This is a genomic window from Streptomyces sp. NPDC005423, from assembly GCF_040606415.1.
GTDB lineage: Bacteria > Actinomycetota > Actinomycetes > Streptomycetales > Streptomycetaceae > Streptomyces.
Genome location: NZ_JBEXET010000015.1, coordinates 124,811 through 148,186, shown reverse-complemented (window position 1 = coordinate 148,186; position 23,376 = coordinate 124,811). Strand labels below are relative to the sequence as shown.

At 73.6% G+C, this 23,376-nt stretch carries 17 protein-coding genes and 2 pseudogenes; 13 read left to right on the top strand and 6 right to left on the bottom strand.

Translation table 11 applies throughout. From position 1 onward, the window contains the following. Positions 1-189 precede the first annotated feature (189 nt). The 4 genes from lanKC to ABZT12_RS18450 all read left to right on the top strand — a co-directional run bounded on the left by lanKC (position 190) and on the right by ABZT12_RS18450 (position 6,718). Entirely contained in the window at positions 190-2,817 is a 2,628-nt protein-coding gene (lanKC, locus tag ABZT12_RS18465) for a class III lanthionine synthetase LanKC (RefSeq protein WP_356384973.1), read from the top strand. Positions 2,818-2,861: 44 nt separating this feature from the next. After that, the gene (locus tag ABZT12_RS18460; RefSeq protein ID WP_356384971.1) at positions 2,862-2,981 is read left to right on the top strand and encodes a SapB/AmfS family lanthipeptide; all 120 of its coding nucleotides are present in this window, start codon (positions 2,862-2,864) and stop codon (positions 2,979-2,981) included. Positions 2,982-3,149: 168 nt separating this feature from the next. After that, positions 3,150-4,832, top strand: coding sequence for an ABC transporter ATP-binding protein (locus tag ABZT12_RS18455; RefSeq protein ID WP_356385048.1), 1,683 nt, complete (start codon positions 3,150-3,152; stop codon positions 4,830-4,832). Continuing rightward, positions 4,829-6,718: an ABC transporter ATP-binding protein gene (locus tag ABZT12_RS18450; RefSeq protein WP_356385045.1), complete on the top strand. Its 1,890-nt coding sequence runs from the start codon at positions 4,829-4,831 to the stop codon at positions 6,716-6,718. The genes ABZT12_RS18455 and ABZT12_RS18450 overlap by 4 nt, the downstream gene beginning before the upstream one ends. Here ABZT12_RS18450 and ABZT12_RS18445 read toward each other — a convergent pair. Next, positions 6,641-7,336 (bottom strand): annotated as a pseudogene (locus ABZT12_RS18445) (response regulator transcription factor); the annotation flags it as partial. The gene ABZT12_RS18450 and the pseudogene ABZT12_RS18445 overlap by 78 nt on opposite strands. Positions 7,337-7,541: 205 nt before the next feature. Between ABZT12_RS18445 and ABZT12_RS18440 the strand changes: the two are divergent. Next, positions 7,542-9,623: a SpoIIE family protein phosphatase gene (locus tag ABZT12_RS18440; protein ID WP_356385042.1), complete on the top strand. Its 2,082-nt coding sequence runs from the start codon at positions 7,542-7,544 to the stop codon at positions 9,621-9,623. A 136-nt stretch (positions 9,624-9,759) separates the two neighbouring features. Here the strand turns inward: ABZT12_RS18440 and ABZT12_RS18435 are convergent, their stop codons facing one another. After that, complete coding sequence (locus ABZT12_RS18435) at positions 9,760-11,130, bottom strand: S1 family peptidase (RefSeq protein ID WP_356384968.1); 1,371 nt, start codon at positions 11,128-11,130, stop codon at positions 9,760-9,762. A gap of 202 nt (positions 11,131-11,332) precedes the next feature. On the opposite strand from ABZT12_RS18435, the pseudogene ABZT12_RS18430 reads away from it, so the two are divergent. The 3 genes and pseudogenes from ABZT12_RS18430 to ABZT12_RS18420 form a co-directional block, all read left to right on the top strand. Beyond that, positions 11,333-11,746 (top strand): annotated as a pseudogene (locus tag ABZT12_RS18430) (ATP-binding cassette domain-containing protein); the annotation flags it as partial. A 219-nt stretch (positions 11,747-11,965) separates the two neighbouring features. Further along, positions 11,966-13,471: an MFS transporter gene (locus ABZT12_RS18425; protein WP_356384965.1), complete on the top strand. Its 1,506-nt coding sequence runs from the start codon at positions 11,966-11,968 to the stop codon at positions 13,469-13,471. 368 nt (positions 13,472-13,839) lie between these two features. Continuing rightward, positions 13,840-14,130 (top strand): STAS domain-containing protein, encoded by a 291-nt coding sequence (locus ABZT12_RS18420; protein ID WP_356384962.1) that lies wholly within the window; start codon positions 13,840-13,842, stop codon positions 14,128-14,130. A 149-nt stretch (positions 14,131-14,279) separates the two neighbouring features. On the opposite strand, the gene ABZT12_RS18415 is transcribed toward ABZT12_RS18420, so the two are convergent. From ABZT12_RS18415 to ABZT12_RS18405, 3 genes are all read right to left on the bottom strand, one after another. Then, complete coding sequence (locus tag ABZT12_RS18415) at positions 14,280-14,711, bottom strand: protease inhibitor (RefSeq protein ID WP_356384959.1); 432 nt, start codon at positions 14,709-14,711, stop codon at positions 14,280-14,282. 779 nt (positions 14,712-15,490) lie between these two features. Continuing rightward, on the bottom strand, positions 15,491-15,874 hold the full coding sequence (locus tag ABZT12_RS18410; RefSeq protein WP_356384956.1) for a toxin Doc: 384 nt from the start codon (positions 15,872-15,874) through the stop codon (positions 15,491-15,493). Between the two features lie 3 nt (positions 15,875-15,877). After that, on the bottom strand, positions 15,878-16,123 hold the full coding sequence (locus ABZT12_RS18405) for a hypothetical protein (RefSeq protein ID WP_356384953.1): 246 nt from the start codon (positions 16,121-16,123) through the stop codon (positions 15,878-15,880). Positions 16,124-16,380: 257 nt separating this feature from the next. On the opposite strand from ABZT12_RS18405, the gene ABZT12_RS18400 reads away from it, so the two are divergent. Beyond that, a complete protein-coding gene (locus tag ABZT12_RS18400; protein ID WP_356384950.1) occupies positions 16,381-17,847 on the top strand; it encodes a cytochrome bc complex cytochrome b subunit in 1,467 nt (488 codons plus the stop codon). Here the strand turns inward: ABZT12_RS18400 and ABZT12_RS18395 are convergent. Beyond that, on the bottom strand, positions 17,844-18,023 hold the full coding sequence (locus ABZT12_RS18395) for a hypothetical protein (protein ID WP_356384947.1): 180 nt from the start codon (positions 18,021-18,023) through the stop codon (positions 17,844-17,846). The genes ABZT12_RS18400 and ABZT12_RS18395 overlap by 4 nt on opposite strands. Before the next feature lie 202 nt (positions 18,024-18,225). On the opposite strand from ABZT12_RS18395, the gene ABZT12_RS18390 reads away from it, so the two are divergent. The 4 genes from ABZT12_RS18390 to ABZT12_RS18375 all read left to right on the top strand — a co-directional run bounded on the left by ABZT12_RS18390 (position 18,226) and on the right by ABZT12_RS18375 (position 23,373). Continuing rightward, complete coding sequence (locus ABZT12_RS18390) at positions 18,226-20,604, top strand: SpoIIE family protein phosphatase (protein WP_356384944.1); 2,379 nt, start codon at positions 18,226-18,228, stop codon at positions 20,602-20,604. Between the two features lie 209 nt (positions 20,605-20,813). Beyond that, the gene (locus ABZT12_RS18385) at positions 20,814-21,485 is read left to right on the top strand and encodes a DUF4232 domain-containing protein (RefSeq protein ID WP_356384941.1); all 672 of its coding nucleotides are present in this window, start codon (positions 20,814-20,816) and stop codon (positions 21,483-21,485) included. A 69-nt stretch (positions 21,486-21,554) separates the two neighbouring features. Then, positions 21,555-22,805, top strand: coding sequence for an arsenic transporter (locus ABZT12_RS18380; protein ID WP_356385039.1), 1,251 nt, complete (start codon positions 21,555-21,557; stop codon positions 22,803-22,805). Positions 22,806-22,824: 19 nt separating this feature from the next. Continuing rightward, positions 22,825-23,373: a universal stress protein gene (locus tag ABZT12_RS18375; protein ID WP_356384939.1), complete on the top strand. Its 549-nt coding sequence runs from the start codon at positions 22,825-22,827 to the stop codon at positions 23,371-23,373. Positions 23,374-23,376: the final 3 nt, after the last annotated feature.

Below are 23,376 nucleotides of genomic sequence, written 5' to 3'. Positions count from 1 at the left end.
GCGCGTATGGCACGCCCGCGCAGCCCCTGGGACGGTTCCGTGCGGGCGGGGCCCGGATGGTCCGGCCTGCCCGGGACGCGCCGGACATGTCCCCACCCGTGCGTTCCGCACGGTGGTCTCGTGACACGCGTGACTGTCTGGGCCACCGGCCGGCTGGAAGGGTCGGAGTCGAGCCACTGAGGGGGACGCATGGACAAGCGGTACGAGGTGTACGCACTCGCCGACCGGCACTTCTACGAGACACCGGACCGTCTCTCCGCGGGCGGTCCGGAGGCCGCGCCGCTGTTCGACACCGCGCGCCGCGAGGTTCCGGACGGCTGGGACGCGACCCGGATCGGCGACTGGCTGACCCTGACACCGCTCGCCGCGGACGGCACGGCGCTGCCGGGGCCGGCCCAGGGGTGGAAGATCCACTCCTCGGCCACCCGGGCGAACGCGGACCGGATCGCGGCGATCGTGTGGGACTACTGCGTGCCGCGCCGCATCCCGTTCAAGTTCGTGCCCGGCCCGCACCTGCTGCACCTGCGCAACACCAAGTACGCGGGCCGCGACACCAGCGGCAAGTTCGTCACCCTCTACCCGGCCGACGAGAACCAACTGCACGTCGTACTCAGCGAGTTGGGCAGCCTCCTGAAGGGCTTCGAGGGGCCGTACATCCTGACCGACCTGCGCTGGTACGACGGTCCCCTCTACGTCCGCTACGGCGCCTTCGCGCGGACCTTCGTGGTCGACGAGCGGGGCTCGCTGGTGCCCGCGGTGCGGGACGGCGCGGGGCGGCCGGTGCCGGACCGGCGGGCGCCGTCCTTCCAGGTCCCGGAGTGGGTCACGCTGCCGGACTTCCTGGAGCCGCACCTCGCGGCCCGCAACACCACGACGGTGGGCGAACTGCCGTACCGCATCGAGAAGGCGCTGCACTTCTCCAACGGCGGCGGGGTCTACGCGGGCACCGACACCCGTGACGGACGCAAGGTGGTGCTGAAGGAGGGGCGCCCGCACGCGGGGCTGGCCTCGGACGGCGCCGACGCGATCGCCCGGCTGGAGCGGGAGCGGCAGGCCCTGGAGCGGGTCGCCGGGAGCGGCGTCGTACCCGAGGTACGGGACTGGTTCCAGCTGGGTGAACACCGGTTCCTGGTCATGGACTTCGTCGAGGGACGGCCGCTCAACGCCTTCTTCGCGGAACGGCACCCGCTGCTCACCCCGGACCCCGACCCGGACGCGGTCGCCGCCTACACGGCGTGGGCGCTGCGCATCCACCGGGAGGTGGAGAAGGCGGTGGAGGCGGTGCACGCGCGCGGGATCGTCTTCAACGACCTGCACATCTTCAACATCATCGTGGCGCCGGACGAGGAGTCGGTGTTCCTGATCGACTTCGAGGCGGCGGCGCCGGCCGAGGAGAACGGCCGTCAGGTCGTCGCCCACCCCGGCTTCTTCGCCCCGCCGGACCGCAGGGGCGCCGATGTCGACCGGTACGCGCTGGCCTGTCTGCGGCTGGCCCTCTTCCTGCCCGTGACCACGCTGTTCGTCGTCGACCGCGGCAAGGCGGCCCATCTGGCCGAGGTGATCGCCCAACAATTCCCTTCCGTGCCACGGGAGTTCCTCGACGAGGCGGTCGCGGAGATCACCCGGGACTGCTCCGCCGGGACAACCGCCGCCGCCCCGGTCCGCGGCTCGACCGCGTTCGTCGAACCCCGGGAGTGGCCGCACAGCCGTGACTCGATGGTGAAGGCCATCCTCGCCTCGGCGACCCCCGAGCGGGCCGACCGGCTCTTCCCCGGGGACATCGTCCAGTTCTCCGACGGCGGCGGTCTCGGCCTCGCGCACGGCGCCGCCGGAGTGCTGTACGCACTGGACACGACCGGCGCCGGGCGCCACGAGGAGGGCGAACGCTGGCTCCTCGACCACACGGCCCCGCCGCCGGTCGGCACCCCGCTCGGCCTCTACGACGGTCTCGCGGGCGTAGCCCACGTCCTGGACCGGCTCGGCCACCGCGAGCGCGCCCTGGACCTCATGGCGGGCATCCTCAAGGAACGCTGGCAGAACCTCTCCTCCGACCTGCACGGCGGGCTGGCCGGACTCGGCCTGGTCCTCGGCCAACTCGCCTACGACACCGGCGAGTCGGAGCTGCGCGACCGGGCCGCGGAGGCCGCGGACATCCTGGTACGGCGGCTGGCGGAGCCCCCCGCCGACACGCCCCGGCGCCGCGCCGGGCTGCTGCGGGGCGCGAGCGGACCCGCGCTGTTCCTGCTGCGGCAGTACGAGTGGACCGGCGACCGGCGGCTGCTGGACGCGGCGGCCGGGGCGCTCGGCCGGGACCTGGAGTGCTGTGTCCTGCAGCGCGGCGGCGGTCTGGAGGTCGACGAGGGCTGGCGGACGCTGCCGTACCTCGGCGACGGCAGCGTGGGGATCGGCATGGTCCTCGACGACTACCTGGCGCACGCCGAGGACGGCACCGGCGCGTTCGAGCGGGCCCGGACCGGCATCCACGCCGCGGCCACCTCACGCTTCTACGCCCAGCCCGGCCTCTTCCAGGGCCGCGCCGGCATGATCCTGCACCTGGCGCGGACGACCGTACCGGGCGCCGACCCCCGCAGGCTCGCCGAACAGATCGCCGGCCTGGGCTGGTTCGCGATGTCGTACGAGGGCCAACTGGCCTTCCCCGGGAACCAGATGATGCGGCTCTCCATGGACCTGGGGACCGGCACGGCCGGCTGTCTGCTCGCGCTCGGCGCGGCCCTGGACGACACCGGTACCCCCGCCTCACTGCCCTTCCTCCCGCCGCTCCCGAAGCGGCCCACACCACGCGGCTCCGCACTCTGACGGAGTCGTGACACCACCCCGTCCCCACAACGAAAGGAACTGACATGGCACTTCTGGACCTGCAGACGATGGAGTCCGACTCCCACACCAACGGCGGCGGCGGCGCGAGCACCGTCAGCCTGCTCTCCTGCGTCAGCGCGGCGAGCGTGCTGCTCTGTCTCTGACCGAGCGGTGAGTCCGAGGCCCCGGACGGTCCGCTCCCGCGAGGGAGGGACCGGCCGGGGTCTCCCCGTTCCCGACCCGCGCCCACCCGCTTCCGACCCGTGCCTCCGAGGGGCCGCCCTGTGACGACCTGTACCGACGACGACACGGCGGCCGACGGGACCGTCCCACTGCTGCGGGCGGCCCTCCGGGACAGCCGGGCGGGATGCGCGGCCCTGAGCGCGGTGAGCACGGCCGCCACGGGCGCCGCGCTGCTGCTCCCCGCCGTACTGGGCCGGGCCCTCGACCTGCTGCTCGCCCACGCCCCCGCGACCCGCTGGGTGGCAGCGTGTGCCGGCCTGGTGCTGCTGACCGCCGTGCTGGACGCCTGCGCGACGGTGCTGGGCGGCACCGTCACCGCCCGGTCCACGGCGTGGCTGCGCGAGCGGCTGACCGGACATGTACTGGCCCTCGGCCCGCGCGCCGCCGCCCGGTTCGGACCCGGGGAGCTGGTGGCGCGGCTGGTCGGCAACGCGGCGCAGGCCGGGACGGCGCCCGGCGCGCTGGCCGCGCTCCTCGCCGCGCTCGCCGGTCCGGTCGGGGGTGTGGTGGCGCTCGGCCTGATCGATCCCTGGCTCGCCGCCGTGTTCCTGGCCGGCGCTCCCGTCCTCACCTTCCTGCTGCGGACGCTGGCCCGGGACACCTCCGAGTGCGTGACCCACTACCAGCGGGTGCAGGGGCGGATCGCGGCGGCGCTCGCGGAGGCGATCGGCGGCTCCCGCACGATCCGCGCCGCGGGCACGGAGTCCCGCGAGACGGCACGGATCCTGCGTCCGCTGCCCGAGCTGTCCCGGGCCGGTCACCGCATGTGGCGGGTGCAGGGGCGGGCCGCGGCCCAGGCGACGGCCGTGGCGCCGCTGCTGCAACTGGCGGTCGTGGCCGTGGCCGGCCTGCTGCTGACCCGGCACCGGCTGTCGGTCGGCGAGATGGTCGCCGCGTCCCGGTACGCGGTCCTGGCGACCGGTGTCGGCGTGCTGGTCGGCCAGCTGGCCGGGCTCTCCCGGGCCCGCGCGGCGACCGGCCGGCTGGCCGAGGTGCTCGCCCGGCCGGCCCCCGCCCACGGCGACCGCCGGCTGCCGCCCGACGGCCGCGGCCGGCTCGAACTGCGGGGCGTGACCGCCCGGTTCGGCGAACGGACCGTACTGGACGGGGTCGACCTGGTGGTTCCCGGCGGCACGACCCTCGCCGTCGTCGGCCGCTCCGGTACCGGCAAGTCGCTGCTGGCGGCGGTGGCGGGCCGGCTCGCCGACCCGGACGCCGGAGAGGTCCTGCTCGACGGGACACCCCTGCCCACGCTCTCCCACGACGAACTGCGGCGCGCGATCGGCTACGCCTTCGACCGCCCGGCGCTCCTCGGCACGACGATCGAGGACACCATCGGCTTCGGACTCGCCGCCCCCTCACCGGCCCGGATCCGGGCCGCCGCGCGCACCGCCCGGGCGGACGACTTCGTCGGCCGCCTCCCGGCCGGCTACGCCACCCGCTGCGCCGAGGCGCCGCACTCCGGTGGTGAGGCCCAACGCCTGGGCCTGGCAAGGGCGTTCGCACACGGCGGCAGGCTGCTGATCCTCGACGACGCGCTCTCCAGCCTGGACACGGTGACCGAACACCACATCACCGAGGCCCTGTTGGGCGACGCCTCACACGGCACCCGGATCCTGATCGCCCACCGCGCCGCCACGGCCGCCCGCGCCGACACGGTCGCCTGGCTGGACGGCGGCCGGGTCCGGGCGGTGGGCCGGCACCGCGAACTGTGGCAACTGGCCGGATACCGCGCGGTGTTCGGCGACGAGGAGGAGTCGGCGTGCCGATGACGGAGGGGCTGTGGCGGAGCGGTCGGCGCTTTCTGCGGGCCCGCTGGCGGGTGCCGGCCGCGCTCGCCGCCTGGTCGGTACTGGAGACGGGCCAGACCTTCCTGGTCGGCTACGGCCTGGCCCGCTCCCTGGACGCCGGCTTCCTGGCCGGCCGCACCGCCACCGGCCTCGGCTGGCTCGGCATCGCGGCCCTCGCCGTCCTCGTCGGCGCCTACGGCACCGGGCGGGTCTACGGCGGTGTCGCCGCGCTGGTCGAACCGCTCCGGGACCGGCTGGTCGAGCGGGTGGTGGAGCGCGGGGTGCGGGAGGCCGACCCCGGGGCGCTGTCCCGGCTCACCCAGCAGGTGGAGATCGCCCGGGACACCTTCGCCGGACTGGTGATGGTCTCCCGTTCGTTCCTGTTCACGGCCGTGGGCGCACTCGCCGGGCTCCTCTCGCTCGCCCCGCCGCTCCTGCTCTTCGTGGCGCCGCCCCTCCTCGCCGGTGTCTGCCTCTTCCTGGCGACCCTGCGCCCGCTGGCCCGCCGGCAGGAGGCGTTCCTGGTCGCCGACGAGGCGCTCGCCGCCGAACTGGGCGCCGTCTGCCCGGGGTTGCGGGACATCACGGCGGCCGGTGCGGAACGGCAGGTCTCCGCCACCACCGGACACCTCGTCGACGCGGAGCGGCGGGCCGCCCGTTCCCTGGCCCGGTGGGGCATCCCGCGGGTGGCCGCCCTCGCGATCGGCGGCCAGCTCCCGATCCTGTTGCTGCTCACCGGCGCCCCCTGGCTCCTCGCCCAGGGTGTCACCCCGGGCGCGCTGGCCGGTGCCCTCGCCTACGTCACCCAGGCCCTGCTGCCCGCGCTCCAGAACCTGGTCCACGGCCTGGGCACGAGCGGCGCCAGACTGACGGTGGTCCTGCGCCGCCTGGCACCGCCACCGGCCGCCCCGTCCCGCGCCTCGGAGCACCCCGACCCGGGCGGCCAACACGCTTACGTAGCAGGCAAGTTGCCCGCCCCGTCCACCACCACCGGGGCCGCCCCGGCGCCGGCCCTCGCGCTCACCGCCGTCACCTTCGCCTACGGTCCCGCGAGCGAACCCGTCCTCAGGGATCTCGACCTCGTACTGCCCACCGGCTCCCATCTGGCCGTCGTGGGCCCGAGCGGCATCGGGAAGTCCACGCTCACCGCGCTGGCCGCCGGGCTGCTCACGCCCGGGAGCGGGACGGTCCGGGTGCAGGGGCGGCCGGCGGCCGGGCCGGCGGCCGTCGCGCGGCGGGTGCTGATACCGCAGGAGGCGTACGTGTTCGGCGGGACGCTCGCCGAGAACCTCGGCCATCTGCGGCCGGATCCCGTGCCCGAGCCGGAGCTGCTGGCGGCGGCCGGCGCGGTCGGGCTCGGGCCGCTGCTCGACGCGTGGGGCGGGCCCGGGGCGGCGGTGGACCCGGCCGCGCTCTCCGCCGGCGAGCGGCAGCTGATCGCGCTGACCCGGGCCTATCTGTCGCGGGCCCCGCTCGTCCTGCTCGACGAGGCGACGTGTCATCTGGACCCGGAGGCGGAGGAGCGGGCGGAGCGGGCCTTCGCCGCGCGGCCGGGGGGAACGCTCCTCGTCGTCGCGCACCGGATCAGTTCGGCGCGCCGGGCCGGGCGGGTGCTGGTCCTGGACGGGCCCGGGACCGCCCTCGGCACCCACGACGACCTGCTGCGGCGCTCCCCGCTCTACCGGGACCTGGTTGGCAGCTGGGTGTCAGAGCCAGCCCTCGCCCTGCGAGATACGGATCGCGTCGATGCGGTTGCGGGCCCCGGTCTTGCGGGTGATGGCCGCCATGTAGTTGCGCACCGTCCCGTGGGACAGGTGCAGGCTCCCGGCGATCTCCGCGATGGAGGCGCCCTCGGCGGCCAGGGATAACACGCTCAGCTCCCGTCGGGTCAGCGGCATCTCGGCGGCCTTCAGGAATCCGAAGCCGAGCGAGTCGTCGACGAAACGTTTCCCCTCCGCGACGCGCCGGATTCCGCGCACCAGCCGGTCCGGTGGACTCGCCTTGTCGACATAGCCGAGCGTGCCCGCGTCGGCCGCCTGTTTCAGCAGGCCGGGCCGGTGTGCGGTGGTCAGCACCAGGAGTCTCGGGGGCGGCGCGCCGAGGCCCCGCGGAGAGAGGTCGCCGAGCGGCGGGATGCCGGACGCGTCCGCACAGTCCAGGTCCGCCGCGCAGACGTCCGGCCGCACGGACCGGACGTGTACGGCCGCGGAGCGCCATGGGCTGTCGTAGACCCGGAGATCGGGGTCCCTGCGCAGCCACTCCGCCAGAGCCGATCGTTCCAGACACGCGTCGTGCACCAGAAGTAGCCGGATCAACTGCCGTCCCTTCTCTCCGCTCGCTGTGCGCCGGTTCCACGGTGTGTTCAACGCGTGCCCATTGTTCGCGACCGCGACCGGAGTCCGGGGCGGGAGTTCCGGCCAACAGGGTGCGCGGGGGCGCACGCGTGCGGCGCTCGTACGCGTGGCGCGCTTCCAGTCGGGGGGCATGTCACGGGGCGCACGGGGTAGACGGCGGCGGTTCACCGCCCGGGGGAGCCACCGCTCGCCGTGCGCGTCCGGGCGCCAGGGGGGAGCCTTGATCCGGGGACCCGCGACGGATCCCCCCGCACCCGTCGTGCCGTGGCATCGACGGCCGCCGGGGCGGGCGAGGGAGGTGGTCGGCGTGTCCGACGGGCAGCCGTCCGGACGGCGGATGCTGTCGCTGAGCCTGGCCGGGATGATGGACGACGTCACCGCGCACTCCGGCGCCGTGTATCTGCTGAGGCCCGACGAGCCGGTGCTGGAGATGGCGGTGATGGCGGGGCTGCCCCGGGCGTTCGTGGCGCCGTGGGAGCGGGTGGGGCTGAACGCGCCGGTGCCGGTCGCGGAGGCGGTGCGCGAGCGGCGGCTGGTCTGGGTGGACGGCGAGGAGGACATGGCCCGCCACTATCCGCGCGTCTTCGTGGTGCTGCCCTACCCCTTCGCGCTGGCCGCGGTGCCGGTGGCGACCGCGTCCACCGCGTACGGGGCGGTCTTCGTCACCTGGCCCGGTACGCACTCCCCGGACCTCTCCGACCGTGACCGGGAACAGCTGACCACGGCCTGCGACCGGCTCGCGCTGCGGCTGGAGCGGGCCGGCCGGGAGAGCCGCCCGGTGCGGGCGGAACCCGATCTGCTCGGCACCGGTCCGGCGTCCAGCGTGGCCGCCACGCTGGGCACCGTCGAGGCGGCCCGGATGGTCGCCCGGCTGCCGTACGGGCTGTGTTCGCTCGATCCGCACGGCCGGGTCCGGTTCGTGAACGCGGCGGCCGCGAAGCTGCTCGGCGTTCCGGCCCGCGAACTGCGCGGCACGCGGCTGTGGTTGACGCTGCCCTGGCTCACCAACCCGGTGTACGAGGACCGTTACCGGGCGGCGCTGCTGAGCCAGGACGTCACCTCGTTCGTGGCGCTGCGACCACCGGGCGACTGGCTGTCGTTCCGGCTGTACCCGGACACGACCGGTCTGAGCGTGCGGATCAGCCGGGCCCGCGCGGTGTCGGAACTGCAACGCACCGCCCCGCGACCCGGCGAGGGACCCTCGCGGCTGGTCACCATCTCCCGACTGCTCAGCCTGGCCGCCGCGTTGACCGAGGCGGTCGGGGTGCAGGACGTGGTGCAGTTGGTCGCGGACGAGATCGTCCCCGCGGTCGGCGGCCGAGCGCTGGTGGTGCTCGGCTCGCGGGCCGGCCGGCTGCACGTGCTGGGCCACCGCGGCTACCCGGACCCGCGCATCGTGGAGCGCTTCGACGGCATGCTGCTGGCCTCGCCGACGCCGGGGACACGCGCCCTGAACAGCGGAGTGCCCGCCTTCTTCGGTTCACAGGAGGAGTTGGAACGCAGCTGGCCGGACCGGCCCACGACCTCCGACGGCTTCGAGGCCTGGGCCTATCTCCCGCTGATCGCCTCCGGCCGGCCGGTGGGCACCTGCGTACTGGCCTACACCGAACCGCGTTCCTTCCCCGCCGACGAACGGGCCGTCCTGACCAGCCTCGGCGGCCTGATCGCCCAGGCTCTGGAACGCGCCCTCCTCTACGACGCCAAGCACCGGCTCGCGCACGGACTTCAGGCGGCCCTGCTGCCGCACTCGCTGCCGCCGCTGCCGGGCATCGAGGCAGCCGCCCGCTATCTGCCCGCCACCCAGGGCATGGAGATCGGCGGCGACTTCTACGACCTGGTGCCCGCCCAGGGTGTGGCGGCGGCCGTGATCGGGGACGTGCAGGGGCACAACGTGCCCGCGGCGGCGCTGATGGGGCAGGTCCGTACCGCCGTCCGCGCGTACACCACCGTGGGCCAGGGCCCGGCGAAGGTGATGCGCAGCACCAACCGGCTGCTGATCGACCTCGGGGCCGAGCTGTTCGCGAGCTGTCTGTATCTGCGGCTGGACCCGGTGCGCGGCCGGGCCGTGCTGGCGCGGGCCGGCCATCCGCCGCCTCTGCTGCGGCGCCCGGACGGCGAGGTGCGGGTGCTCGACCTGGCCGGGGGTCCGCTGCTGGGCATCGACGCGAGCGCCGCCTACCCCACCACGGAGGTCGCTCTGGCGCCGGGCTGTGTCCTGGCCCTCTACACCGACGGGCTCATCGAGTCGCCGGGCGTCGACATCGAGGACGCCCTGGCCGAGCTGGGGCGGCGCCTCGCCGACGCCGGTGACCTGCCGCTGGAGGAACTGGCCGACCTGCTCGTGGGGGAGAGCGCGGCGGCGCGGGAACGTCTTGACGACGTGGCTCTGCTGCTGTTGCGTACGCGGGAGTGCGGCTGACGTCCAGTCATATTGCGTGCCTGTAAGGGTGTTGATGCCGGGCGGACGCAGGGAAGGTCCGGCCCTCCCGCCGGAGGGCCGGACCTGTCCACCGCCTTCACCGCCTTCAGCGGCCGGAGCCGATGAAGGCGCCGGATCAGCGGCTGGAGGTGAGGGCGGAGCCGTCGTCGGCGCCGGTACCGGACTGGTCGCCCGTGCCCGACTGGTCGCCGGCCGTCGCGGAGGGGTCAGCGGCTGTGGCCGTGGGGTCGGCGGCGGTGGCCGAGGGGTCGGCGGCCGTGGCGGAGGGATCGGCGGCCGTGGCCGACGGGTCGGCCGCGGTCGCGGACGGGTCGGCCGTCGCGCCGGCGCCCGCGCCACCGTCGCCGAGGGTGGCGCCGGTGGCCGTCAGCGCGCCGGTGACCGGCTCGAAGAAGGTCTCGCCACCGCTGGTGCAGTCGCCGCTGCCGCCCGAGGTGAGACCGACCGCGCCGCCGTCCTGGGTGAACAGCGAGCCGCCGCTGTCGCCGGCCTCGGCGCAGACGTTCGTCTGGATGAGACCCGTGACGGTGTCGACGCCGTTGGGGTCGGTCTCACTCTGGAAGTTGACCGTGGCGTCGAGCCCGGTCACCTGGCCGTCGTGCAGACCGGTGGTGCTGCCCATCCGGAAGACGGTCTCGCCGACCGTGGCGTCCACGGCGCCGGTGATCTGGACGGTCTGCCCGTTGCCGACATTGACCTCGCTGGCGGTCTGTGTGGCCGGGTCGTCGTACTTCACCAGGGAGAAGTCGCCGGCACCGGGGAAGTTGGCCTGGTCGACGGTGGCGATCGGCTGGCCCGTCTCGGAGTCGGACCACTCCTTGGCCGCGACCCCGCAGTGCCCGGCGGTCAGGAAGGCCGGAGTGCCGTCGCCGGCGGTGACGTTGAAGCCGAGCGAGCAACGGACTCCGCCCTGGTCGGTCTGGGCGAAGATGGCGTCGCCGCCCGCGACCAGGGGCTTGAGGGCGCCGGACGTCTTCCGCACGGCGGCCATGCCGGTGCCGAGGCTCTTGACCGTCGACGTCAGGGTGTTCCACTTGGCGCCGGTCACGGTGCTGTCCGCGGTGACCTGGATGCTGTCGGTCTTGGGGTCGACCGCCCAGGACGTGCCCGGGATGGTCGCCTTCGTCTTCAACACCTTTGCGGCGGCGGTGAGTTCGGCTGTGCTGTTCTGCACCTGACGCACCTTGGCGCCGGCCTTCTCCGCCTTCGCGACCACGTTGTCGCCGCTGCCCGCGACCACGTTGACGACGAGCTGCCGCGCGGCGCTGTCGTAGTAGGACCCGGCGTAGGCGTCGCCCAGCGCTCCGGCGAGCTGCGAGGCGAGATCTGACGCGTCCGTCGCCTTGAAGGTCTTCGGGGCGGTGCTGCCCGCGGAGTTGCCCTGCGACGCGTTGGCGTTCGGCAGCAGGATCGCCGCTACTCCGAGCGCCACGACACCGCCCGCCGCTATCGCGGCCTTGCGCTTCGGAATTCGCTTGTGACTCAAACTTCTCGACCTCCTGGGGACCGGGGTCTTGTGCCGTCGTACGGCGGCTGATGGGGGCGCCTGGATGTCCGTTGGTACGCACGGGCGGGGCGGCGCGTTCAATTCCGTTTGCCAACTTCCTTTGCGAAACGGTGAATCGGTGACGCGCAATCCCAGACTTGGGGGTGGAGCGGGGCAGTTGTCGACCCCCGGACCGGCACACGGAGCTGTCGTGCGATGACGCGGCCCTGGACCCGTCCGCCGTACGGAGGCAGTGCGGGGTGGACATCGCGCGGATGCCGATGGGCCCGCACACGATCGTCGCCGGCGGGGCCGTCTCCGGCGGACAGCGCCAACGCCTCATGATCGCGCAGGCGTTGATCCGCCGGCGCACATCCCCTTCTTCGACGAGGCGACCAGCGCGCTGGACAACGCGACCCAGCACACGGTGATCGAGAGCACCAAGGCCCTCGACGCCACGCGTGTCGTGATCGCGCACCGCCTCTCCACGGTGCTGGACGCCGACCGCGTCATCGTCATGGATTACGGCAAGGCCGCCCAACAGGGGCCACCGGCCGAGCTGTTGGCGGACACGCGCGGACGCCTGCACGAGTTGGTGCGGCGACAGCTGGCGTGACCTGGACGGTTCCCGCCCGGCAGACACCGTCCCGGTATGCGTGAGATCACCACCCGTGAGGCACCCGCGTCGCGTCCGGCGCGCGGGCTCACCGGGTGCCGCCCACCCTCCCAGCGAAACGTTGCCGTTTCGCTGGGAGTGCTCTAGTCTTGATGTGTACGAAACCGTTTCGTTTACGTTTTGGTAACGCCTGAACGACTTCCCTGGAGTGGTTCCCCCATGTCCCAGAAAACCCTGCCCGACGGCACCGCGGCGGACGCCGTCGCGGAGGCGGCGCCCGCGGCCTCCCCCAAGCGGTGGTGGATCCTCGCGATCGTCGCCGTCGCCCAGCTGATGGTGGTGCTCGACGCCACCATCGTGAACATAGCGCTGCCCTCGGCCCAGGCCGACCTCGGCTTCTCCGACGGCAACCGGCAGTGGATCGTCACCGCCTACGCCCTCGCGTTCGCCTCCCTGCTCCTGCTCGGCGGCCGGATCGCCGACCTCTTCGGCCGCAAGACCGCCTTCCTCGGCGGTGTCGTCGGCTTCGCCGCCGCCTCGGCGCTCGGCGGCGCCGCCACCAGCTTCGACATGCTGGTCGTCGCGCGCGCCCTACAGGGTGTCGCGGGCGCGCTCCTCGCCCCCGCCGCGCTCTCCCTCCTCAACACCACCTTCACCGACGCCCGCGAGCGCGCCAAGGCGTTCAGCGTCTACGGCGCCATCGCCGGTGCCGGCGGCGCGGTGGGCCTGCTGCTCGGCGGTGTCCTGACCGACGCCTTCGACTGGCGCTGGACGCTGTACGTCAACGTGGCCATCGCCGTGGTCGCGTTCGCCGGCGGCTGGGTTTTGCTCAGCAACCACCGCGACGCCGCGGGCTCCAAGCTGGACGTGCCCGGCACCGTCCTGGTCGCCGGTGGCCTCTTCTCCCTCGTCTACGGCTTCTCCAACGCCGAGACCCACGACTGGAATTCGCCGCAGACCTGGGGCTTCCTGATCGCGGGCGGGCTGCTGCTGGCCGGCTTCACCTGGTGGCAGACGCGCTCCGCGCACCCGCTGCTGCCGCTGCGCATCCTGCTCGACCGTGACCGGGCCGCCTCGTTCGTCACCGTGCTGATCACCGGCGCGGGCATGTTCGGTGTCTTCCTCTTCCTCACCTACTACCTCCAGCTGAACCTCGGCTTCAGCCCCACCAAGACCGGTGTGGCCTTCCTGCCGATGATCGCCGCCCTGATGGTCATGGCGCAGCTCGGCACCACGGTCCTGGTGCCCCGGCTCGGCCCGAAGACGGTCATTCCGCTGGGCTTCGCCATCGCCATGGTCGGCATGGCCTGGCTGAGCGGCCTCGGGGTCGGCTCGCACTACCTGAGCGCGGTGCTGCCGCAGCTGATCGTGACCGGCGCGGGACTGGGCATGGTGATGCCGCCGGCCATGCAGCTGGCGACGAGCGGAGTGGCCGCCGAGGACGCGGGTGTGGCCTCCGCGACGGTCAACGCCATGCAGCAGGTGGGCGGTTCGATCGGTACGGCGCTGCTGAACACGCTGGCCGCGAGCGCCGCCACCGACTACCTGGCCGGGAAGGACGCCACGAACAAGCTGGTCCAGGCACGGGCCACGATCGAGAGTTACACCACCGCGTTCTGGTGGTCGGCGGGCTTCTTCGCCGCGGGCGCGCTGATCGCGTTCGGGCTCTACCGCCGCGGGGTCCCGCAGCAGGCCGCGGACGCCGCACCGGTCGTCCACATGTGATCCGGGGCCGGTTCGAACCGGTCCCGCAGAGCCGCTCGTACCCGAGGGGCCGCCGTCCGCAGGGAGACGGCGGCCCCTCCCCCTTGCCGTGATCGTCGGCTCAGTCAACCATTTTCGCGGGAATTCACTGGGTCGAGTGAACCAGATCTTGCGGTCGGCGTGTCGGGGATGACAGGTGCCCTTGCCGGGTAACTACCGAGATCGAATACGCCTCCTGCCGAGGTGGAGCGGCCGATGAGAACAGGACCCCGACCGGAAGCCGGTGACGACGCCCTGTCGTCACCGGGGGACGAGGGTGCGCAGACGTACGGTCTCGCGCCCCGGAAGCCAATCCGTACGCCCGCACCCACGCACGTGCCCCGTTCACCGTGGTCGAGGTCTCGGGCGAGATCGACATGGCGAGTGCCGGGCTCCTCGTCGAGCATCTGGACGCCGCGACCGCGGGGCCGGAGCCCGACGTCCTGGTCGACCTGCGCTCCGTCGTGTTCTTCGACTGTTCGGGGCTGCGGGTGCTCTGCCGGGCCGAGAGACGGGCCAGGGAGCGCGGCGGCCGGCTGCGGATCGTGTCCGACGGGCCGCGCCTGCACCGGCTGCTGCGGGCCTCGGGACTGCTGAAACGTTTCCCCCCGCTCCCCGGGATGCCCGGGGAGCGGGGGTGATGCCAGGGACCGGCGGGCGACCCCACACCGCCCGGCCGGTCCCTGGTGCGGGACCGCGCTACTCCGCGACAGGGGCACGCACTCCCCAGCTACGGGCCCTTCCTGATGCTCACGGAGGCCGCGCGATCCCGGTCTTCGGGGGTGGGACCTCAGAAGGAGAAGACGTTGCCTCCGTACACGTCCTTCACGCACGCGTTGGCGAAGGCGCGCTCGTAGGAGACGCGCTTGCCCTGCCAGACGCCTTCCACGGTGACGACGACGGGGTTGTAGAGCTTGGTGCACAGCACGCCGTCCACGGGCCGCAGGGCGTCGAAGTCACCGCCGGCGGCGCGTAGTTCGGCACAGGCCTGGGGCGCGGCCGGGTGGGTGCCGGAGGCCGTGGGCGCACAGGTGAGGGTCACCGCCCGTTCCGGGGTGACGGTGGCGGCGTCGTGTCCGTGGCCCACGGTGAGCACCAGGGCCGACGGTGCGTAGAGCGCGGCGGGGGTGCTCTGGGTCGCGAGGGCGGACCCGGTCAGGGGTCCGCAGACGGCGGCGGCCGTGAGTCCCATGGTCGCCGCCCAGCGCGCGGTGTTCCGCATTGTGTGCATCCTTCCGCTCGGTTCGAGGGTGCCGGGTCCCGCTCGGTCGGTGCCGGACCGGCGGGCGCCACTCTGCCGAGTCCGCCGCCGGAACTCACATCGGACCCACAGGTTTCGGTAACCTTTCGTATTGAATCAGTGGCGCGAAGTAACGGAACGCGCGGACCTCGCCCCCGCAACGACGGGGTTCTTGATCGTTCAACCCGGCCGGATGGCCTGTTTTCCCGGCCTCGTTAATAGTCCTGAAACACTCCGCCACGGCCTCCGGCGCCCGCGCGGGCGGGCGACGAGGTGCCGCCCGAGCCGCGCGCAGCCGAGCACCGGGCGCCACGCTCACCCCCTACGCCTTCTGCGACCTCTGCGGCCCCGGCCAGTTGGTCACCGTCGAACCCACCGCGAGGTCAACGCCGTTGCGGGGCAAGGTTGTTGCTCCGCACACGAAGGTCACCGCGTCCGGTCCGGCGCGGTTCCGGGCGTCCGGGATCGCGTGCGCCCCGTGTGAAACCCGTGCACACGCCGGGGCGGCCCGCACGCTGCCGTGGCGCGAGGTGCCGTAGTCCACTGGAACCGGCCCTTCCTCGGAGGCCCCGCGCGGCGAGGCGGCTCTCCCGCGCGGTACGGCCACCGGCCCCGGTCCGCCCGCCCCTCCGCCGACGGCCCAGGGGTGGGCGGACGGCCCTGTCGCCGAGTCGCTCAGGCGGCCGGCGAGACGGGCCGCCCGGTGGTTGTCGCCCGCGGCGACCGCCTCGTCGGGAAGGTTCGGTACGGCGGCGGTGCGCTCAGATCCGCCAGGAGCGCAGCCGGTCCGCCGCGCCGTACACGTCCGTCTTGCCGGCGATCAGGTCGCGGGCGAGGTCGACGAGCGCGCCGTACGGCGGGTCGATGCCGGCGTCGCTGACGAACATGTACGCCACGGCCGTGGCGCAGGCGAAGCGGGCGTTGGCCGAGGGCAGCGGCTTGAGCAGGGCGAGCGTGTGCAGCAGGGCGGCGGCCCGCCAGGCCGGGTCGGAGTCGACGCCGAGGCGCGGCGGATCGACGCGGTGCCGGGCCACGGCCGCCACCAGCGCCGAGAAGTCGTTGATCGTGGGCTGGTCGGGCAGGACTTCCTCATGGCGCTGGAGCAGCCAGGGCACGTCGATGTGGAGCACCGGGGCGAGGGCCATGGGTCAGGCGACCCGCCCCTCGCCGCCGCTGCCCGGTTCGTCGTCGGGAAAGGCGGCGGCGAACTCGTCGGCGTGCGTGGCGAAGAAGCGGCGGAACGCCTCCGCACCCTCCTGAAGTGCCCGGTGCCGGGCGATGTCGGCGGCGGCCGCCGCGCGGACGAGGGCCTTCATCGACGTACCGCGCTCCTTGGCGATCTGCCGCAGATCCTCTAGCTCGCGATCGCTGAACTCCACGTTGAGAGCTGGCATGCCTTCACAGTACCGCGCGGGTACTTACCCGTAAATAACCCCAGGTGGCAAGTACCGGGAGACGGTACCAAGCGGGCGGCCGGCCGTCCGCTGCCCCCAACTCCCTGAGATATACGTCACATTGCGGCCGGGCGCTGTCACATCCGGCCCCCCGCCGCCCCTCGCAGTAGTGCGCACGCCGGCGGTGAGACGCATCGCCGCCTGTGCGGCGCCGTACGTGAACCACCGTACGCGCACCGGGACGAGGAGGGACTGGCGTGAGGGACGCACAGAAGGCCGGACGGGGCGAGCGCGTCGCCGACTGGTTCGACGGCCGGCTCGGGCTGCACGCGTTCGGGAAGCGGTACCTGCGCAAGGTCTTCCCGGACCACTGGTCGTTCCTGCTCGGCGAGATCTGTCTGTACAGCTTCGTCGTGCTGGTCCTCACCGGCGTCTACCTCACCCTGTTCTTCCATCCGTCGATGAACGAGGTGACGTACCACGGCAGTTACGTCCCGCTGAACGGCATCCGGATGTCCGACGCGTACGCCTCGACGCTGCACCTGAGCTTCGACGTGCGCGGCGGCCTGCTGATCCGGCAACTGCACCACTGGGCCGCGCTGGTCTTCGTCGCCGCGATGCTGGCGCACATGATGCGGCACTTCTTCACCGGCTCGTTCCGCAGACCGCGCGAACTGAACTGGCTGTTCGGCTGGACCCTGCTCTTCCTCGGCCTGTTCGAGGGCCTCCTCGGCTACTCGCTGCCGGACGATCTGCTCTCCGGGACGGGCCTGCGGTTCGTCGACGGGGCCCTGCTGTCGGTGCCGGTGGTGGGGACGTACCTGTCCATGTGGCTCTTCGGCGGGGAGTATCCGGGCCACGACATCGTCTCCCGCTTCTACGCGCTGCACGTCCTGCTGATCCCGGGTGTGATGGCCGCGCTGGTCGTGGTGCACCTCCTGCTGGTGGTGTTCCACAAACACACCCAGGTCGCGGGTCCCGGCCGCACCGAACGCAACGTGGTGGGCGCCCCGTTCATGCCGGTGTACCTGGCGAAGGCGGGCGGCTTCTTCTTCCTCGTCTTCGGCCTCCTCACCGTGCTCGCGGCGGTGGCGAGCGTCAACCCCGTCTGGCTGTACGGCCCTTACCGCGCCGACCAGGTCTCCACGGGCGCCCAGCCGGACTGGTACCTGGGCTTCGCGGAGGGACTGGTCCGGGTGATGCCCGGCTGGGAGGTCACGGTGGCGGGCCACACCCTGGTGCTCGGCGTGCTGATCCCGGTCGTGGTCTTCCCGCTGCTGCTGGTCCTCATCGGCGGGTACCCGTTCCTGGAGGCGTGGCTCACGGGTGACAAGCGCGAACACCATCTGCTGGACCGCCCCCGCAACCGCCCCGGCCGCACGGCGATCGGGGCGGCCTGGATCAGCCTCTACCTGGTCCTGCTGGCGGGCGGCGGGAACGACATCGTGGCCACCCGCCTCCACCTGTCGATCAACACCGTGACCTGGCTGGTCCGGGTCGGCGTCTTCGTCGTCCCGGCCGTCGTCGCGGTCGCCACCCGCCGTATCTGCCTCGGCCTCCAGCTCCGGGACAGCGAACTCGTCGCGCACGGCCGGGAGACCGGTGTCATCAGGCGCCTGCCGCACGGCGAGTACGTCGAGGTGCGCCGGCCGCTCGGCCAGGCCGAACTCCACACCCTGACCGCGCACAGACGACAGAGGGAACTCGCCGAGCGCGAGCCCTAGTTGGGCCGCCGACCCGGCCCCTGGCCGGTTGTCCGCCCGGCCAGGGAGCCGCCGTACACCTCGGAGGCCGTCAGGCCCAGGCACTCGGCGTCGGGCATCACCACGCCACGGGCGTCGACGACGTCGGCGGTCACGGAGCGCGGCGAACGGCCGTCGGCGGCGAGGGATGTCGTCACTCACCGGCTCCCCCACGCCCGGCCCCGCCCGCGCACGAGGACGCCCGTCGCCTCGCGGCGGCCGCCCGCACCGCACCCCCGCTCAGCCAAACCGACACGGCACCGCACCCGTCTGCCACCTGATCCAAACGACAGGCCATAGGCTGGAACGCAAGTGACGTGCTGTTCACCGTGAGTGTGTGCGTGCGATGGAGTGGCGCCGATGAGCCCGGTCTACCCGTTCGACGATGCCGGGACGGCGCGCGCCGTCATCGGCCCCGACGGCACGCTGGTCGAGTGGAACGAAGGTGCCCGGCGGCTGCTGGGCCACACCGCCGCCGACGTCGTGGGCCGCCCCGCCGCCCGGCTGCTGGCCGACGCCGACGCCGGGCGACCGCCGGTGCCGGCCGGGTCGCGCTGGGACGGCACGCTCACCCTTCGCCACCGCGACGGCCGGGCCCTGACCGTGTGGCTGCTCGCCCACCGCGACGGCCCCCGGCAAGGCGGCACCGGCGGCTGGCTCCTCGTGACCCCGCTGACGGGCGGCTCCCCGGCCGCCGCGGAGGACCCCCTCGAGACCGCCGCGCTGACCCAGTCGCCCTGTGCCGTCGCGGTCTACGACGAACAGCTGCGGCTGCGCCAGGTCAACGACGCGATGGCCGACGTGATCGGAGTCCCCGAGGACCGGGTCCGCGGGCTGCGGCTTCCCGAGATCGGCGGCAAGCCGGAGAGCGTGCAACTGGAACTGGAGATGCTCCGGGTCCTCACCACCGGTACCGCGCGGGACGTCCAGACGTACATGCGGACCGGCGGCGAGGACCGGGCGCACGCCTGGCTCGTCCGGCTGGCCCCCGTCAACGATGCCGAGGGGCGGGTGCGGGGCGTCTGTCTCGCCGCCCACGACTTCACCGAGAACCACCTTGCCCGCGAGCGGCTCCAACTCGTCAACGAGGCGAGCGTACGCATCGGCAGCACCCTCGACGTCACCCGGACGGCCCAGGAGCTGGCGGACGTGTGCGTGCCCGCCCTCGCCGACTTCGTGAGCATCGACCTGCTCGACCCGCCGGAGCACGGCGGCGAACCCCCCTCGGCGCTCACCGCCCCGCTCCGGCTGCGCCGGGCCGCCCACCGCTCGGTGCGGCCGGACAGCCCCAAGGCCGTGACCAGGCCCGGCCAGCCGGAGCTGTACCCCACCGAGTCGCCGCAGGCCGACGCGATGGTGGCCGGCCGCACCCTCGTCGTCTCCGGCGACGCCCTCCGGCAGTGGCTGTCCTGGGACCCGGAGCGCTACCGGCAGGTCAAGGAGCTCGGCATCCACTCCTCGATGTCCGTGCCGATCCAGGCCCGCGGTCTCACCCTCGGCGTCGCGGTCCTGGCCCGCTACCGGCGACCGGACCCTTTCACCGACGACGACAAGCTGCTCGCCGAGGAGATCACCACCCGCGCCGCCGTCTGCATCGACAACGCCCGCCGCTTCTCCCGCGAGCGCGAGACCGCCCTCGCCCTCCAGCGCAGCCTCCTGCCCCTCAGACTGCCGAGCACCGCCGCCCTGGAGGCCGCCTCGCGCTATCTGCCGGCGGCCCGGGCCGGGGTCGGCGGCGACTGGTTCGACGTGATCCCGCTCTCCGGGATGCGGGTCGCCATGGTCGTCGGCGATGTCGTCGGCCACGGCATCCAGGCCTCCGCGACCATGGGCCGCCTGCGTACGGCCGTCCGCACCCTCGCCGACATCGACCTCGCCCCGGAAGAGCTCCTGACCCACCTCGACGACCTCGTCGTACGGCTCTCCACCGAGGCCGACGGCGAGGGCAGCCCGGGCGAGGTCGGCGCGACCTGCCTCTACGCGGTCTACGACCCGGTGTCACGGCGCTGCGCGATGGCCCGCGCCGGACATCCGCCGCCCGCCATGGTCCGGCCCGGCGGCCCGCCCGAGCAGATCGAGCTGCCCGCGGGGCCGCCGCTCGGCCTGGGCGGGCTGCCCTTCGAGTCGGTCGAGCTGGAGCTGCCCGAGGGCACCGTGCTCGCGCTCTACACCGACGGGCTGGTGCAGAGCCGCGCACGGGACACGGACACCGGTCAACGCCTGTTGTTCGACGCCCTGTTCACCTCCTCCGACTCGCTCGACGAGACCTGCGACCGGATCCTGCACACCCTGCTCCCGCACGGCGGCGCCACCGACGACGTGGCGCTGCTGCTGGCCCGCACCCAGGGGCTGCCGGCCTCCCGGGTGTCGACCTGGGACATCCCCGGCGACCCGGCGCTGGTCGCCCCGATCCGCAAACAGGTCATCGAACAGCTCGACACCTGGGGACTGAGCGAAGCCACGTTCACGGCCGAACTCGTCGTGAGCGAGTTGGTCACCAACGCCATCCGCTACGGCGCGCACCCCATCCGGCTCCGGCTCATCCACGACACCGCCACGCTGACCTGCGAGGTGTCCGACACCAGCCACACCGCGCCCCATCTGCGCCGCGCGAAGACCTGGGACGAAGGCGGCCGGGGGCTGCTGCTGGTCGCCCAGCTGACCCAGCGCTGGGGCAGCCGGCACACCGCCGACGGCAAGACGATCTGGGCGGAGATCACCCTGCTCGGCGACGAGTGAGCGCCTCAGGGCGCGAAGGTCGGCCGGGCCCGCCCCGCCGGGCGCCTCCCGCTCCCGCATACTCCGCTCCCCGCGGGTCACCTGACCCTCGTACGGGAAGAGTCACCGGAGTTCCGTGCACGGTTCCCGCCGGACGCGCAGCGGACTCCCGTCACGGCGCACGAGGCGTCGTACACCTACGGCCGGCGGTGAGATCAGGAGTGTCGGACATGACGAACACGTCCCAGTCCCCGCACCGGACGGCCCTGCTGGCGAGCGCGGTCGCCGTGCTGGGCCTGCTGACCGCCTGTGGAAACGACAGCGGTCCATCGAACGCCCCGCGCGCCCCGCGCGCCCCGAGCGCCGCGCGACAGGAGTCCTTCACGACCGGCGCCTCCGGGCCGCGGAGCGCCCCGGCGAGCGCCACCACCACCACCACCCCGGTCACCTCGAAGTCCGCCACGGGCTCCGGTACGGCCACCGGCGGCCGGTGCCACACCTCCGCACTGCGCGCCTCCGTGGGCCGTGACGATCCGGGGGCCGGCCAGGAGAACTTCCCGCTCGTCCTCACCAACACCTCCGGCCGTACCTGCACCCTGCGCGGATTCCCCGGCGCCGCCTTCGTCGACGCGTCCGGCAAGCAGCTGGGTCCCGACCCGCGCCGGGAGTCCGGCACTCCCGCCACGGTCACCCTGAAACCGGGGCGCAGCGCCTGGGCGGGGCTGACGTTCTCCAACCCCGGCGTCAGCGGGGCGAAGACGGCGACCCCCGCGTCGCTGGTGATCACCCCGCCCGACGAGCGGGACCCGCTGAAGGTCAGGTGGACGGGGGGCGCGGTGCCCGTCTCGGGCAACTCCTCCTCGGTGTTCCTGACCGTGTTCGCCGCCGGCACGGGCGCCTGACCTGGGCTCGTTCACCCCCGCCTGGTTGGATGGGCGGGCACCACCGACCGCGTCCCGGAGGACCGACCCCTGAACACCGCCCTCGCCGAGACCCTGTCCGTCGTCCTGCTCGCCGCCGTGCTCGTGTGGGCCGTGGTCCGTCCCTTCGGCTGGCCCGAGGCGGCCATGGCGGTCCCGGCCGCCGGCATCGCCGTAGTCACCGGGGCGATCTCGCTCGACCACGCCCGGGCGGAGGCGGAGCAGCTCGGGCCGGTGGTGGGTTTCCTCGCCGCCGTGCTGGTGCTCGCCCACTTCTGCGACGTCGAGGGGCTCTTCACGGCGTGCGGGGCGTGGATGGCCCGCTGGGCGGCGGGCGGCCCCGGGCGGCTGTTGACGGCCGTGTTCGCGCTGGCCTCGGTCATCACGGCCGTGCTCAGCCTGGACGCGACCATCGTGCTGCTGACCCCGGTGGTGTTCGCGACGGCCTCCCGGATGGGCGTACGCCCCAAGCCGCATGTGTACGCGTGCACCCACCTGTCGAACACCGCCTCGCTGCTGTTGCCGGTCTCCAATCTGACGAACCTGCTGGCGTTCGCGGCGAGCGGGCTCAGCTTCACCCGGTTCGCCGCGCTGATGGCGCTGCCCTGGCTGGTCGCGATCGGCGCCGAGTACGGGGTGTTCCGGCGCTTCTTCGCCACCGACCTGGCGGCTGCCGCGCCCTCGCCCGGCCCTGCCGACGCGCCGGAACTGCCGCTGTTCGCGCTGGTCACCGTGGCCGGCACGCTGGCCGGGTTCGTCCTGACCTCGGCGGTGGGCATCGAACCGGCGTGGGCCGCGCTGGCGGGTGCCCTGGTGCTGGCCGTCCGCGCCCTGGTGCGCGGCAAGGCCACCCCCGTGACGGTGGTGCGGGCGGCGGCGCCCGCGTTCCTGGCGTTCGTGCTGGCGCTGGGCATCGTGGTGCGGGCGGTCGTGGACAACGGTCTCTCCGACGCGCTCGGGCACCTGCTGCCCGGTGGCACGGGCCTGCCGGCACTGCTCGGGACCGCCGTGCTCGCCGCCGTACTGGCGAATCTGATCAACAACCTGCCGGCCGTGCTGGTATTGCTGCCGCTGACGGCCGCGGCCGGGCCGGGGGCGGTGCTCGCCGTGCTGCTCGGGGTGAACATCGGCCCGAACCTGACCTACGCGGGATCGCTCGCGACGCTGCTGTGGCGGCGGATCGTGCGGCAGCACGAACATGACGTGGACCTCTGGGAGTTCACCCGGCTGGGGCTCTACGCCGTACCGATCGCGCTGGTCCCCGCCGTGGTGGCACTGTGGGGATCACTGCACGTTCTCTGACGCCTGGGGAGGCCCACCGATGCGTGTGATCGCCTGGCTGGTGGAGGGCACCTGGCCCGCGTGTGTGGACGCCGTGCGCGGGCACGCCCCGGAGGGGGCGGAGGTCGTGCTGCTGCACGTCAGCGAGCCGGACGTGCCCGGTGTCGCGCGCGGCGCCTTCGCCGGGCTGCTGGGCCGGGGCCGGGCGGAACGCGATCCGGGGACCCTTCTCGCCGATCTGGGCGGCGCGTCGGCGGCGGCCCTGCTGGACGCGGCGGCCGAACGGCTGGGACGGCCGTGCACCCGGCTGGAGCGGACCGGGCGGGTCGAGCACGAAGTGGTGGCGGCCGCCGGCGACGCCGATCTGCTGGTGCTGGCACGGGACGGCGACCGGGCCCGGCTCGGCCCGCACAGTCTGGGGCGGGCCGGGCGCTTCGCGGTCGATCATGCCCCGTGCCCGGTCCTCCTGGTGTGGCCGGAGGCGGCGCCGGACCTCTCGACGCTGCCCCCTCCCCCGCCGCCGGGCCGCGGTCCGGGCGACGCGGGACCGGGCCGCGGTCCCGGTCCGGGCCCGACTCCCGTTCACTGAGGT